General features: G+C 38.0%; 9 protein-coding genes. 5 read left to right on the top strand and 4 right to left on the bottom strand.

Features of this window, described 5'->3' with window-relative positions:
- Positions 1-174: 174 nt before the first annotated feature.
- The 3 genes from ACECE_RS0203865 to ACECE_RS0203855 are packed head-to-tail and all read right to left on the bottom strand — an operon-like array spanning position 175 to position 4,206.
- The gene (locus ACECE_RS0203865; protein ID WP_010244327.1) at positions 175-1,161 is read right to left on the bottom strand and encodes a hypothetical protein; all 987 of its coding nucleotides are present in this window, start codon (positions 1,159-1,161) and stop codon (positions 175-177) included.
- A 1-nt stretch (position 1,162) separates the two neighbouring features.
- Positions 1,163-2,488, bottom strand: a complete 1,326-nt coding sequence (locus tag ACECE_RS0203860; RefSeq protein ID WP_010244324.1) for a radical SAM/SPASM domain-containing protein — start codon at positions 2,486-2,488, stop codon at positions 1,163-1,165.
- Entirely contained in the window at positions 2,485-4,206 is a 1,722-nt protein-coding gene (locus tag ACECE_RS0203855; protein WP_010244321.1) for a hypothetical protein, read from the bottom strand. Before ACECE_RS0203855 ends, ACECE_RS0203860 begins: the two co-directional genes overlap by 4 nt.
- A 572-nt stretch (positions 4,207-4,778) precedes the next feature.
- On the opposite strand from ACECE_RS0203855, the gene ACECE_RS0203850 reads away from it, so the two are divergent.
- The 4 genes from ACECE_RS0203850 to ACECE_RS0203840 all read left to right on the top strand — a co-directional run bounded on the left by ACECE_RS0203850 (position 4,779) and on the right by ACECE_RS0203840 (position 6,995).
- Entirely contained in the window at positions 4,779-5,516 is a 738-nt protein-coding gene (locus ACECE_RS0203850) for a stalk domain-containing protein (protein WP_010244319.1), read from the top strand.
- A gap of 95 nt (positions 5,517-5,611) precedes the next feature.
- Positions 5,612-5,791: a methyltransferase domain-containing protein gene (locus ACECE_RS32265; RefSeq protein ID WP_117385758.1), complete on the top strand. Its 180-nt coding sequence runs from the start codon at positions 5,612-5,614 to the stop codon at positions 5,789-5,791.
- 49 nt (positions 5,792-5,840) lie between these two features.
- A complete protein-coding gene (tsaA, locus tag ACECE_RS0203845; RefSeq protein WP_010244317.1) occupies positions 5,841-6,296 on the top strand; it encodes a tRNA (N6-threonylcarbamoyladenosine(37)-N6)-methyltransferase TrmO in 456 nt (151 codons plus the stop codon).
- Positions 6,297-6,572: 276 nt separating this feature from the next.
- Positions 6,573-6,995 (top strand): EamA family transporter, encoded by a 423-nt coding sequence (locus ACECE_RS0203840; RefSeq protein WP_010244315.1) that lies wholly within the window; start codon positions 6,573-6,575, stop codon positions 6,993-6,995.
- A 13-nt stretch (positions 6,996-7,008) separates the two neighbouring features.
- Here ACECE_RS0203840 and ACECE_RS29010 read toward each other — a convergent pair whose 3' ends face one another.
- The gene (locus ACECE_RS29010) at positions 7,009-7,827 is read right to left on the bottom strand and encodes a YncE family protein (RefSeq protein ID WP_083878518.1); all 819 of its coding nucleotides are present in this window, start codon (positions 7,825-7,827) and stop codon (positions 7,009-7,011) included.
- Between the two features lie 479 nt (positions 7,828-8,306).
- Here ACECE_RS29010 and ACECE_RS0203825 point away from each other — a divergent pair, with 479 nt between their 5' ends.
- Positions 8,307-14,153, top strand: coding sequence for an InlB B-repeat-containing protein (locus tag ACECE_RS0203825; RefSeq protein WP_010244311.1), 5,847 nt, complete (start codon positions 8,307-8,309; stop codon positions 14,151-14,153).
- Positions 14,154-14,198 lie beyond the last annotated feature (45 nt).

The raw sequence follows: 14,198 nt of genomic DNA, 5'->3' as shown, positions 1-14,198 counted from the left end.
TCTTTTTAGTTCTGGAACATATTCCTACTCTGAATAACGAAAAATTTGATTCCTTAGTATGCAGAAAACTTATCCACAATTTACACACATATTATCAACAGGTTTTCCACAAAGTTAATTTAAAAAGCAATTTTATGAGCAGTTGATCAAATATAATTAACCTTAACAACTGCCTTATTGCTGCTTATCACCAAGAATTATTCTGGCAGCTTTCACAGCTGTATCCATTATTCTACTGCAGTCATTTATCTTTGTATGATATCCTGATGTATTTGTTGTATATTGTCTAATAACAATTACCTCAGCAGTACCCTTTTCAAAACTTACAACAACATTTTGGGGAACTGGGATTTGACTTTTATATTTTTCCAACCCAAAACCTGTTTTAGCGGCTATTACACAGTAAAAATAGGGATAACTTGCGCCCTGTATCAAATTTATGTTAACATGTGCCTGAATGCCATAAAAATCTGCTGGCATATTGTCAAATGTAATAGTAAATCTGGCATCTTTCGGAACACTATTCCCATTCTTATCTCTCGAAAGCATTAGTGCTGGTTTAAAATTCTCTCCGGCTTTCTTTATAGTCTGAAAAGCTTTTTCCATTTTACTTATTATATCTACTTTAATACCTAAATTGCCCTGTTTGAGTATTCTCCGTATTCCATTAAACCACAAAGGCAGTATAAGAATTATTATATCTGTTATAATAATTTTCACTACTGTTCCATAAGCTGGACTACTTCCAAAAAGGCTAGCTGTTATTATAATCACCATAACTATAAATACAAACATATAAGAGCCTCTTCCGTTGCTTATATCAAGTATATCTTTATCCCATTTTGTTGTTTTACTATCAAGCTCTTCAATCTGATGAATCCTCTCCATATCAACCTGTGTCCAGTTGCTGTCAATATGAAAAGCATTTAATCTTACGCGGCTGTCATAGCCCCGGACTAAGTTCAGTACAGTGGCACAAATTAAAAAAACAGCTCCCGGCCAAACCTTAAGCATTAAAACTTGAAATAAAAAACCTGCAGCTATAAGTAGTAAATATAGCATCATCCTAGTAGAATAAGAGAGACTTTTAAACACATAAAACCTGACACTGCTCTGTTTTTCGGGCGGTGGAAAACCCGGTATTCGAATCCAGTTATTCATATTATGCTCCTCCCTTTGACAACCCCATAGATTCCCATGCAGAATGTAGTTCTGCACAACCATGCACTTTAAAATATAGAGGGCAAGCTCCCTGACAAGCTGCAAAATGTCTGCATTGCTTACACTCCTCAGGTGCAGCTCCCTTCCCTCGAATCCACTCACTTCTCTTTTTGGACCATACCGATTCAAAACCCTCTTCTAAAATGTTGCCAATAGGCTCCGGCCAGCTTGAACAAGGCAATATATTACCTTTCGGATCTATAGAAAGCAGTCCTTCACAGGCACTGCACCCTCTATTCCCTAGTCCTTCCGCTAAAGGGTTGAACAAGCATATAGGCGTAGGTGAATACCACATATATTTAACTCCTGTTTTTGAAGCTGCAGCTTGCAAACTTTTTACTATTTCACCTATTTCACTGTAACTTACAGTCAATTCATCATCTCCGCCTCGTCCGGCCGGTATGACCATGTTTGATGAAAATCTCTCTCCTCCGATACTCTTACAAAAAGCGGGATATTCCAATAAGCTACTCTTATTCATCTTGCATATGGTAAAGTGTGGATGTACAGTTATCCCTGCATCTTTAAGTGCCTTAAGTCCAGCTACTGAAGCAGCATGTGAACCCGGAATCCCTGTAATCGCATCATGCTCGGAAGCATACGGAGATTCAATACTTACCTGTGCCGATGCAAGACCTGCGCGGGCAAACTCTTTTGCTTTGCCGGGAGTGATAAGAGTGCCGTTGGTTATGAGATTTACTCTCATCTTATTTGTCTTTGAAGCATATTTTATGAGCTCAGGCAGGTCTTTGTAAGTAGATGGTTCTCCTCCTGTAAATGAAACACTCGGTACCTCTGCTTCATACCGGATAATATCGAGAACTTTTTTAAAACCTTCCGTGTCAAGCTGCTCCTGATCTTTCTTTTGAGTACATCCTGCATAACAGAACTTGCACTTAATATTACACGCGTAGGTAAGTGCAACTTCAGACAATACCGGAAGTTTGATATAGCCAAGACTAAATTCTGTCCTGTGTATAGCCGCAGTTGTATAGTTATCACACACTTCCTTATTCCACATACGTAAAAAGTCTTTAAAAAACTGCTCTAATTGTGCTTCTGTTTCAGGCGAATCAGATCTTGCCTTAATAAAATCCTGAACAGAACCACCCTCCAAAACATAGGCAATTATACGAGCGCCTGTAGGATTAAGTTTAAAGGCCTCATTTGGCATACGAATAAGCACATTATCACTAAGCCGCATATATACATACGGTTTTATTCTATTGAGGAAGTCATCAACCCATGATAATTTGTATTTTTTCAATCTGCACCTCCGCTTACACATGCCGAGTGACATGCGGAATGGCATGCGTCATGGCATGCGGAATGACATGCGGAATGACACGCATCATGGCAGGCTGAGTGACATGCATCATGACATGCCGAATGACATGCAAATTGTCCTTCTTTTGAATCTACAATTGAATTAAATGACACATTGTCAGGATTTGCAGGCATAGATGCCTCATATCTGTTAAAGTCATTTTCATATCTGTCGTATATTGTGTTATTATAGTATAAGTACCAATAAGGCCAGTAATTGGAATAATGATCTCCGCTGTATATTTTATCAGCTTCATTTACTGAAGTTGATTTTTGCTGCTTATATGTTTCTGCCATTTTATCCTCATAATACTTCCTTGTAGCATTTATATCACAATCCCAGGTCTTTTTTTGAACATTATCCACAAGTTTTTGCAATATACCCTCTATCTCTCTCCCGCTAAACTCACCATCTGCAGAAGCATCATACATTAAACGTTCATAGTCGTTTAAATCAGATAAAGGTTTATTTTGATCAATACGACGTACTCTAAGCGGGTCTGGTGAAACTTCTTCCAAATACCCTAAAGCAACAAGCTTAGATAAAATAGCAGAAAGTATGGTTTTATATGGAGTTCCAAGGAAAAGAGCCACCTCTATTTCATCCAAATTCTCAGCAATTGTGCCGTCTTTTCTAAAAGATGCTATTTCAAGCTTTGGCGGCTCCCAATCCGTTCTAGCCCACTGAACCTGGTCCAAAGTAGCTTGAGCTTTTACCATTGATTTATGCTTTTTGCCGACTGCTCCAATAGTAAGCAAGAACAAAATACCCATAGCAATTAACAAAACATTCCTGCCTGCTGATTTATCCTGTTGTTCATAATTTCTAGTCCATTCATTATCGTCATTATAATTATTGCTTTTCTCGTAGTTGTTATAATCCGTATCATTTGATTCTACAGCATTCGAATTATCAGAATTAGACATCTGATTAAAAATATCTTCGGCAATGTACTGCTGAATTTTAAAATCAAATTTTGCTTCAGGCTTATCCTTATGAAGTAATACTTGTACTCTCGGACTTGACTCTATCTTTTCCACTCTATAATCAATTCTATAACTTTCATTCATCCATTTTTCCGTTGCAAAATAATTTTTAAGTAAATATTGTTCTACCTCTTCTCTTGTGCCTGAATCCTTAGGAAAAACCAAAGGATAATTTATTGTCACAGTATAGTGATCCATTGGCTCATCCCATTGAACGGGTGCCCAATTAAACACCCTTAATTTCATGCCGTCATTCGAAGTTGTTCTGGCAAGATATCCTGCAGTAGCCATATCAGCTACAAAGCGTAATTTATATGTAAGGTGTTTTCCACCTAAGCGCTGTTCATTAGCATTAACTATTTTATAATTGCCGCCGCCAAGATCATTTATATTAATACCATAGGATTTATTATCGTCTGTTATTACCCATGAATTCTCATTGTCAAAGATGGGAGTAAGTCTGTCAAAACCTGCCAAAGTAAATGACCGCATCGTTTTACCCGGCACTATATTATACCGTACAGTATATGAAACAATGGCATCACCATCAGGTAACAAATTTACATCAGTTTCCACAAAACCAAGATTTGCTACTTCGGATGCCATAACATTCACACCCGATAAAAGCAAAACAAACAAAACCAAAAAGTATGCTAAAAATTTTTTAATCATACGGTCACCTTTTAATTTTTCGCATGCATAACATGCGTATTTTTGAAATTTCCATACAAGTACATCTATGCATTTTCAATTATAAGTATAGAAGTTATTAAATTCTATGTCAACGGATTACAATTTAGCTTGATTTACAAAAAGGGCGCTTTAGCAACACAGAGAATTCAATGTTTATTGAGGTGAAATTATACCGGAATTTAAGGCATATTTATGAAATGTTGCCATTGTCGTTATTTGATAATGAAACAAAATTATTTTAGAAAGCGTCAAATGTTGCTTTTATGGGCAAAAGTAGCTGTCCACTCTTACCATATACTAAAACATTGGTAAGCATTGAATTACTGGCATGTTTCAAGAACTGAAGGCATTAGTTTAGTTGGTGTGAATTTACAATAATCGATAGAAAAATGTCAAGACTTATTTATCGCTAAATGTTAATATATTTTAGCATTCACATCTTTTAAGAACTTATTATTGTTTAGTGCAATTTATAACATTGAAAAAATAAATAGTTTATGATAAAATTCACCAGTAAAATTAAAAAAATTGTCGGAGGGGGATTTCAAATTATGATATTTAGGAAATACTCAAAAGTTGTATGCTTTTGTTTAGCTACTTTTGCAATATTCTGTACTACTTCATATGCTTCATCAGTTTTAAAAACAATTCAGGTTAGTTACGATAATATAAAAATTTATGTTAACGATAAGTTGATTAGTCCTAAAGATGGGAACGGAAAGAGCGTAGAGCCTTTTATTTGCGATGGAACTACATATTTACCTGTAAGGGCGGTTTCTGAAGCATTAGGCAAGGAAGTTAAGTGGGACGGAAAGACCAAAAGTATTTACATAGGTGAGCCCCAAGTTACTGATGAATCCATGGTTTGGCTTAATGATGTTGACTATTTTAATTCTTACACAAATGATTCTTGCTCATGGGAAGTATGTGATGAAGACAGCTTTAAGGATTCTACAGGCAACTTCTGTAGCAGAGCATCAGATACCAGAATTATTGGAACAGGTTCGATCTATACAGATTATTTGATAAACAAAAAGTACTCAAAAATAAAGGGTAAATTTATTCTTTCATATGATACACGATCTTCACAAACTAACGGATATTTAAAGCTATACGGTGATAACAAGCTTTTATATACATCAGCAGTAATGAAAGGTGGAGTACTTCCTATTGATTTTGATGTAGATATTACCAGTGTTGAAAAACTAAGAGTAGAACTAAATAATGAAGCTGGGCAGACCTTTGATATAGTTCATTATGGTTTGGTAGATGTAGGTTTGTATAAATAAGTTCATAATTCATATAAAAATCTCACTTAATTTTTGAGTAGCTTAAGTGGGATTTTTCATATGCAGAAACACTATATCATAGTTACTCAGGCAAAATTCCGAGGGCAGGCTATTTTGAACTTCTGGATATTGTTTGCCGAAAAGGTGCATCATTATTTCCTGCCTCGGAAAGAGTAGGAGAAGCAGGTAAGGTTATTGGAATAGATTTTTCTGCTAATATGATTGCAGAGACTCATAAAGCACTTACAAAAAAGGGTGTTCAAATATTCAGGTAAAGCAAATGGACGCCGAAAACCTTACTTTTTGGATAATGGAGGGAAACATATGGAACTGAAATTAGAATCAATAGGTATTGTAAAATCTCCGGTTATAGAAGGTGTTGATAATAACTGGGGTGAGGTTAAATCGGAAATAATTGTTGATAGTGAATTTGCCGCGGGATTGAAAGGACTGGAGGAATTTTCGCATGCTATAATAGTTTATTTCATGCATAAGTCTTCATTTTGTATAGAAACAGATCTTCAAAGAAGGCCACAAGGACGTGACGATATGCCAATTGAAGGAATATTCTCTCAAAGAGCAAAACACAGGCCAAACCCAATAGGAATTACATCAGTACAAATAGTCTCGGTTCAGGATAATATTTTAAGGGTCAAGGGTCTTGATGCAATTGACGGTACGCCTGTCTTAGATATCAAGCCTTATTATCCGGTTTATGACATGAAGCAGGAAGCAAAAACGCCGGAATGGGTTGATGTTCTGATGAAGAATTATTTTTGATTTAGGGAGATAACGATTTGGATGAAAAGGGCATTTCGGATTTGAATGTTGATTATTTTAGCTTGACTCTCCACATAGAAATTTGCTACAATACAATCTGTAAAAAGAATTCATCGGATGAGTACCTACCGTATGCGAGGCTAATCTTGCATACGGTTTTTATTTACAATTAGGTCATACTATGTATGAAATTAATATGAATCAGAAAACATTGTATATGATGCAAAACTGAACCATCAGAATTTGTTAGCTGGACTCACTAAAGGGAGGAAAACAATGAATATATACTGGCCGATAGCATTGATTGTGATTTCAAATATTTTTTATAATATATGTTCCAAGCAGACACCGGATTCTATTAATCCACTCGCTTCCTTGACAATAACTTACATTATTGGAGCAATTACATCAGGAGTTATGTATTTTGTTCTTAATAGAGACGGGAATTTGCTTCGGGAATATAATCACCTTAACTGGACGGCTTTTGTGCTTGGAATAGCCATTGTTGGTTTGGAAGCCGGCAGTATATACATGTATAAAGCCGGCTGGAATATTAACTCAGGTCAATTGCTTTATAGTTCAATCCTTGCAATAGCTCTTATTTTCGTCGGTTATTTTCTTTATCATGAAGTAATCACTTGGACGAAAGTTGTTGGTATCACTATCTGTCTGATTGGACTAGTCTTTATCAGTAAATGAAGGAGCAGGAAAACTATTCAGTAGTTAATTTGTAAACATAGATAGTTGATTTCCCTAAATTTTTAAGTGATATATTTTCAATTGGATATGGGTTGCCTGGTAGATTTATTTCAAATGGTTTTAATTCCTCGGTTACAGTTGTGAAAGTATATGGTATAACATTAAGAAATGCTGTAAATCGAGAAGTCATACCAGGGTTAGTCCTTGCAGCAAACTTAATCTTACTTACTTCAGAAGGTTCAATTGGTAGAGGATAACTTTTACCAGGTGCAACTGGTATCCCTTCGTAAGGACAACATTGTTTTGATTCACAGTTTCTTAAAACTGGTACTTCAATTTGTACCAATTTCTTTGCTTTAACAACTCCTGCTACTTTTACTGTACAACATATCTTACAATTGCAAGATAAATTGCTTGATTCGATACATCCACTGGTTGCATTATTAATATCGCAGGAGATTTCTACACCTTCTGGGAAATTACCAACACGAATGGTAGCGACAATTTCGAGTGTAATAGTATTTATTACAGATACGGTATTAGAAAAAGTGTTGGCAACGTAAGCGAATTTTCCATTTGGTGTGATTGCTACAGCGATTGGAAATTCGCCAACACGTACATTAGCTATGATAGTATTATCACATGTATTGATTACAGTAACATCGTTAGTAACATTGTTTATTACATAAACAAAGTTACCATTTGGCGTTATTGCAATGCCTGTAGGGTAGGCATCAGCAACGACAGTATCAATAACTGTGTTTGTGCCTGTATCTATAACGGATACTTTATTTGCGTTTGAAACATAAGCCAAAGTAGATATGATATTCATCACCTAAAAACATATCTTGATATAAGATATGAGGTTACATAATAATGAGTGAACAATTGCTTTGTGAAACGCTTGGAGAGCATTCATCAAAAAAGACTAAAACCGGGTTGGATATTTGTTTTCCTCATATTTAATGTTTTTGGATACTTGGCATTTATCATATATACCAGAATAGAATTACAGAAAGTTACAGAATAGTCACATCTAAGAAAAGAGTAGTTGGTTTAAAAAGTTAAAAAATTTTTTCTGTGAAATTTTACATGTCTATTAAAAAACTATAAAGCTGGCAAAATTTAAGCCTTTGAGAGAAGTGCCCTAAATGAGAAATTATTCCTTTAGGGCATTTTTCATTTAGGGTTCATTTAGGGTTACTGTTTTAATATTAAAGAAAAAGCTGTTAATGGAATGAAGTTATGTATGAAATATTGAAATAGCTGCAATGAATTACCTACAAACCCATATTACAGGAGGGAAGGTATATGACAGAGAAAATTTTAAGGCGGGTTATAAGTTTAGTACTTATACTCTGTATGGCGGTATCCATGCTACCAATGAGTTTATTTGCCGCTACAACAAGTGATGATGAGTCTGTATCGTCTTTACAGCAGGAAACTCAAAATCCATTTACGGATGTGAGTAAAACAGATTGGTTCTATGATGCAGTTATGTATGCTAAGCGAAGTGACATATTCAGTGGTACCAGTACCAATACCTTTTCACCAGAGGGTACAATGACTCGTGCCATGTATGTTACTGTATTAGGACGAATTGCAGGGGTTGATACAAGTAAATACAAAACTTCAGCATTTTCAGATGTGACGATGGATAAGTGGTATGCTCCTTATGTGGCATGGGCGGCGGATAGAGGTATCACAGCCGGAACTGGCAATGGCAGTTTTTCACCCGACCAAACTATAACAAGGGAGCAGATGGCTACACTGACAGTAAGTTATTTTGAAAGTTATAAAATAACTTACCAAACAGACACCAAGATAACATCTCAGCCAAAAGATATATCCACTATTTCTCCTTGGGCGCTTGATGCGGTATTAAAGCTTTGGAATGCAGGACTCCTTAAAGGAGATGATGAGGGAAATTTCAATCCTGAATCCAATGCAACTCGTGCTGAGGCAGCAAGTTTCAGTAAGCATACCAGTGAAACAGTGAAGGTTTGGAAAATCAATAATCAACCCACTTTAACCCCAATTAAAACCTCAACACCAACTCCAATCCAAACCCCAACTCCATCAAAAACAGTACAAACTGGGAAAAGCTCCTCGATTACATATAACCTTACTTTCGACACAAATGGCGGAAATCAGATTAATAGCCAGACTCTAACAAAAGGAACTACACTGAATAATCTTCCAACTCCATATAAGATGAACTACATATTCTTAGGTTGGTATAAAGACAGTAATTTTTCAGAACTAATCAGTGACAGTGATACTCTGACATCAGATATGACATTGTATGCTAAATATGCTGCTGGCAGCATTAATGAAACTCAAAGCATTCCATCGATCAGTAAACTGGATCAGGTGAAGAACTTCACTATTGGAGTAGACGATGCCACAGGCAATATGACTGCAGAACAGATTAAAGCAGCCATTACCTTTGAATCACCAACAAATCCTGATTTTGCAGGCATTGCAGTAACAGGATCTGGAGGAAACTTTACCGTTTCGGCACAAGGAGGCGCCTTCGAGGAAGGAGCTAGCTATAAACTAACACTCAAGGACCAAAACCTTTCCTTTACAGGTGAAGACAAATCTACTACAATCTATACTTTTACCATTGCAAAACAGACTGTTATGAATTTAGGTCTAAACAGCGGATTGGTTTATATTCCAGCATCAGATGTAAGTAATATGACACAAAATGGAGAGAGTGTCTCAGTACTTTCGGTTCCACTTGCTAGTGTGAATAATAGTGGTACTGATTTGAGTACGGTGGATCTAAATAGTGGCACGTTTTCATATAGTGGAAATGGAATCGAAGTTGGTTCAACTGTTGTTATTTATGAGGGTATAAGACCGGATCAGCGTAACCTGAATACAGGAGAAACAGATGCTGGAACGGTTGCATATGTTACTATTACCGCAATTAGCGATAATACATATACATATGAAAATGCAGACTCCAAGGAGGTTCTGTTTACGCCGGATATCCTACCGGTTAGCAATATTGCAGATATCGACGGAGATACTAAGAATAATTCCATTACTGTTGATAAAAGCATTATGAACTATAGTGACATAAAATATTCGCAAATGGGTCTTAATGCTAATACTACTACGGATGTAGGTGACTTTATTTCTTTCTATACGGGAACCCTTGGTGATGAATCGTCAACAAATGCCGGGTATGGTAAAATTACAGACGTCACTGCTTCCGGGGATAACTATATAATTGCTTATACAGATGCCAAAGAAGACGAAGTTACAGCCGCTATGGATCTCTACAACCAAAAATACGTGGAGGGAGAGAAACTATTAGCAAATGCTGATGTACCAGCACTTGAAGCACAAATTGAGCAGCAGGCGGTGGCAAGCGGATTTATGGACCAGGCCTCTGGATATTTAGCCGCTATGGCATTAGATACCGACAGCTTCAAGAATCTAGACAGCGATTTTGACCTCAAAAGCTATAATGTTTCGATTTCTGATGAAAAGCCGGTTTCAGAGGATCAGGTCATACTTATGGCAGGCAGTAAAGTAGAAGTAAAAAACAAGACCATTAATGCCAGACTTGGCACGAAATTGGAACACTTTGCAGGGTTGTCCGGTGTGCGCTGTGCTCTTGAAGTTGGCTGTGATATAGTTATTGATGCAGGGGAAGATAATGAGATTGTTATCCATGTATCAGGTACATTTGAGCAAGAAGTACGTGTCAAGATTGGTGTCAGTGGTGGAGCGATTTGGAAATGGAAGTGGATTTTTCCTTATATTGCAGACTATCGCTTAAATGCAAATATCGATGCCTATACTTATACGGGTATTAGAGTAAATGCTACTATTGGTACATTTGAAAAGGATGCAGAATGGGACTGGGATGATGAAAGCAAGGTTCAAGACATAGGTAAACAAATAAAAGAGCTTATGGATAAAAAAGATGAGTACGTTGGCGACGGTATAGACACTGTGGCAGGTACATTGGCGGATAAGTACAGCAAAATGCTTGAAAATGACAGTGATTGGATCGACTTATTTGAGAAAGAAATTTTTTCACAGGAAAGCTCTGTTGATCCGTTTCATATATTGGTTTGCGGCGTAAAGGTGAGCTTTGTGGTAAGTGCAAAAATGAATATATCCCTCGGTTGTGATTTCTATTACGAAAACGCAAAGAGATATATTTTTAACATTCAAATTTTCTCTAAAAAAAGAAGTAATGATACTATAAATCTGGTAGAAGAGAAGTATCAGTTTACATTCTATGTAATGGGTACACTGGGCTTGCGTGCAGGTATCCGGCTGGAGGTTTGTGCGGGATTGTTCTCTTTGAAACTGGACAGCATAGGCTTTGTGGCAGAAGTTGGTGCTTATGTACAACTGTGGGGATATTTCTACTATGAACTTACGTACACGGCATCGACGGGAAAGACATCTAAATATTCAGGAGCGCTGTATTTGGAATTTGGAGTTTACCTTGAGATAAGTTTCAAGGCACAGCTATTCAATGGTACGTTTGAATATAACCCGACACTATATGAAAATCAATGGCCGCTTCTTTTTGCTGGATCACAGCAAAATGTATATGACTTCTCATACAGTGGGGATGACACGCCAAAAGTTTCTATGGCAAAGAAAACAACAAGCTATGTATTGCCGGATAATACCTTTAATATGAGCTACATGGACATGAAAACAGGAGAAACGGACCAAAAGACTTATGATGATTCCAAGGATTTCACAATCGAGATGACCAATGGTGATTTTAAATATGATCCAGCTAATAACACAGTAACTGTAACACCAGGCAGTAAAATTACAGAGGATGGCGAAATGATTGTCACTTGGAAGGGAGCACCTTTAGCCTTCACTTCCACCCCTATATCGCGTAAAATTCTGTTGCATTGGGATAATTTAAAAAGTGCTTATTCCATAAGCTTCAATACAAGTGGAGGAAGTGCAGTAGGAGCGATTTCTTTGCCATACAACACTGCAATTAAAGCTCCTTCCAACCCACAAAAGATGGGCTATGTGTTTGGCGGCTGGTATAAGGATCAAAATTGCACACAGGCTTATACAGTTCCTGCCAAAATGCCAGCAGAGGATAGCATACTCTATGCAAAGTGGACACAGGCGACAAACACAAAATATACTGTGGAGCATTATCAACAGAATCTTAACAACGATTTATATACCTTGATAGATACCGACAGCCTAACGGGTACGACTGATGCTAATGTTAGTCCAGCGCGAAAGACATACAAAGGTTTTACAGCACCAACGGCGCAGAGCATTACCATCAAAGCTGATGGCAGTGCAGTTCTCAAGTATTATTACACGAGAAACAGTTATACATTGACCTTTAATGCAAACGGCGGTGTGGGTGGAAACACAGCTCAGGTGAAGTATAGTGCATCCATAGCAGCACCTATTGTTACAAAAGCAGGGTACACGCTTAATGGCTGGTCACCTGCTGTGGATAGTACAATGCAGGCACAGAATACAACTTACACAGCCCAATGGACGGCAAGCAGCGCAATAGCTTATAAGGTTGAGCATTATAAACAGAATATAAATGATAATAATTATACCTTGGCTGAAACCGAAAGCCTGAGCGGAACAGCAGGTGCAATAGGTATAGCAACAGCAAAAAGCTATACTGGCTTTGCTTATGACAGCAATGTTTCCGGCACAGTAAAATCTGGTACAATAGCAGGAGATGGAAGTCTTGTTCTAAAGCTGTATTATACCAGAAATAGCTATACACTGACCTTTGATGCAAACGGAGGTACAGGTGGAAGCTCAACTCAGGTGAAGTACGGTGCATCCATAGCAGCACCTAATGTGACAAAGGCAGGCTATACTCTTACTGGCTGGTCACCAGCGGTGGATAGCATAATGCCAGCGGTAGGTACAACCTACACCGCCCAGTGGACAGCGGACACAGGTACTGCGTATAAGGTGAAGCATTACCAACAGAATGTCGCTGACAACAATTATACTCTATATGAAACACAAGACCTCAAAGGTGCTACAGATGCTAATGTGACGCCCGACGTCAACAACTATGCTGGCTTCACAACACCTTCAACACAGACAGTAAACATAAAAGCAGATGGCAGCACAGTGGTAAATTATTATTATACCCGCAACAGCTACACCCTAAAGTTCGACGCTAATGGCGGTAATGGCGGAGTACAGGTTAGCATCAAATACGGTGCTTCTATCACTGCTCCTGTGGTTACAAAACCAGGTTACAGCTTTAGCGGTTGGGATATTGCGGTAGCGGGCATCATGCCGGCGGCAGACACAACTTATAAGGCACAATGGGCGATAGTCAACTACAAAATCAGCTTTAACAAAAACGCTGATGACGCTACCGGCAGCATGGCCGACCAGAGTTTCTCCGGTAGTGCGGCCCAGAACCTTACTGCAAATGGTTATACACGGACCAGCTATACTTTCACAGGCTGGAATACGTTTTTGGACGGCAGCGGCACAAAATACGAGAACAAAGCTTCCGTCTCTAGCCTTACCACTGTAGATAGTAGTACCGTTATACTTTATGCACAATGGAAGCCTTCATTAAGCAGCGGAATTTTTAATTCACAATACAGTGCCAAATATCAAGTGTTCGACTTTATAGTATCGGGAACAAAAATCAATGGAAATGCATATGACTCCTCATTTGGGACGGCAGGCGCGTCCAGCGGTCATCAATTCAGCGATGCAATGCTGGCAGGTCGCTATTTCGTAATACGTAAAACAGGAGACGCGACCAATCCGATAGCGCTCTATATGTACGAAGCTGACGGTAACCCGGTTGTACAAGGGACCTCTGCAAACTTATATCCAAGCTCGCTGATCGGCTCTGATAATAATGTGAACCTTACAGCCTCCTGCAAGACTTCTCTTTCCGGCATGTATGGGGCTAACTGGGCAAAGGGCCTGGTCGCAGTCGGAAACATCAGTTCATTGTGGGACGAGGGCTTCCAGTTTAACAGCGCAAACGGCTTCGGTTACTTCATAAGTGGAACAACAGCATATTCCACAACGGGAGCAATAACACTGCATAATCAGATTTCAAATCCGACAATATCACAAATTGAAGCGGTAAATGATTTTGAAGTCGGCCCTCTGACAGCTCCGAACTAAAAACAATCGCATTTTCATCAGACTCCACTTGCAGGTGATTTTGGT

Source organism: Acetivibrio cellulolyticus CD2, assembly GCF_000179595.2.
GTDB lineage: Bacteria > Bacillota > Clostridia > Acetivibrionales > Acetivibrionaceae > Acetivibrio > Acetivibrio cellulolyticus.
The sequence above is the reverse complement of the archived record's forward strand: the minus strand, read 5'-3'. Positions and strand labels throughout refer to the sequence as shown.

Bases quoted from the DNA above. Each gene is read 5' to 3' on its own strand.
- ACECE_RS29010 (WP_083878518.1), bottom strand. From the start codon at position 7,827: ATGAATATCATATCTACTTTGGCTTATGTTTCAAACGCAAATAAAGTA.
- ACECE_RS0203825 (WP_010244311.1), top strand. From the start codon at position 8,307: ATGACAGAGAAAATTTTAAGGCGGGTTATAAGTTTAGTACTTATACTC.
- ACECE_RS0203855 (WP_010244321.1), bottom strand. From the start codon at position 4,206: ATGATTAAAAAATTTTTAGCATACTTTTTGGTTTTGTTTGTTTTGCTT.
- tsaA (WP_010244317.1), top strand. From the start codon at position 5,841: ATGGAACTGAAATTAGAATCAATAGGTATTGTAAAATCTCCGGTTATA.
- ACECE_RS0203850 (WP_010244319.1), top strand. From the start codon at position 4,779: ATGATATTTAGGAAATACTCAAAAGTTGTATGCTTTTGTTTAGCTACT.
- ACECE_RS0203840 (WP_010244315.1), top strand. From the start codon at position 6,573: ATGAATATATACTGGCCGATAGCATTGATTGTGATTTCAAATATTTTT.
- ACECE_RS0203865 (WP_010244327.1), bottom strand. From the start codon at position 1,161: ATGAATAACTGGATTCGAATACCGGGTTTTCCACCGCCCGAAAAACAG.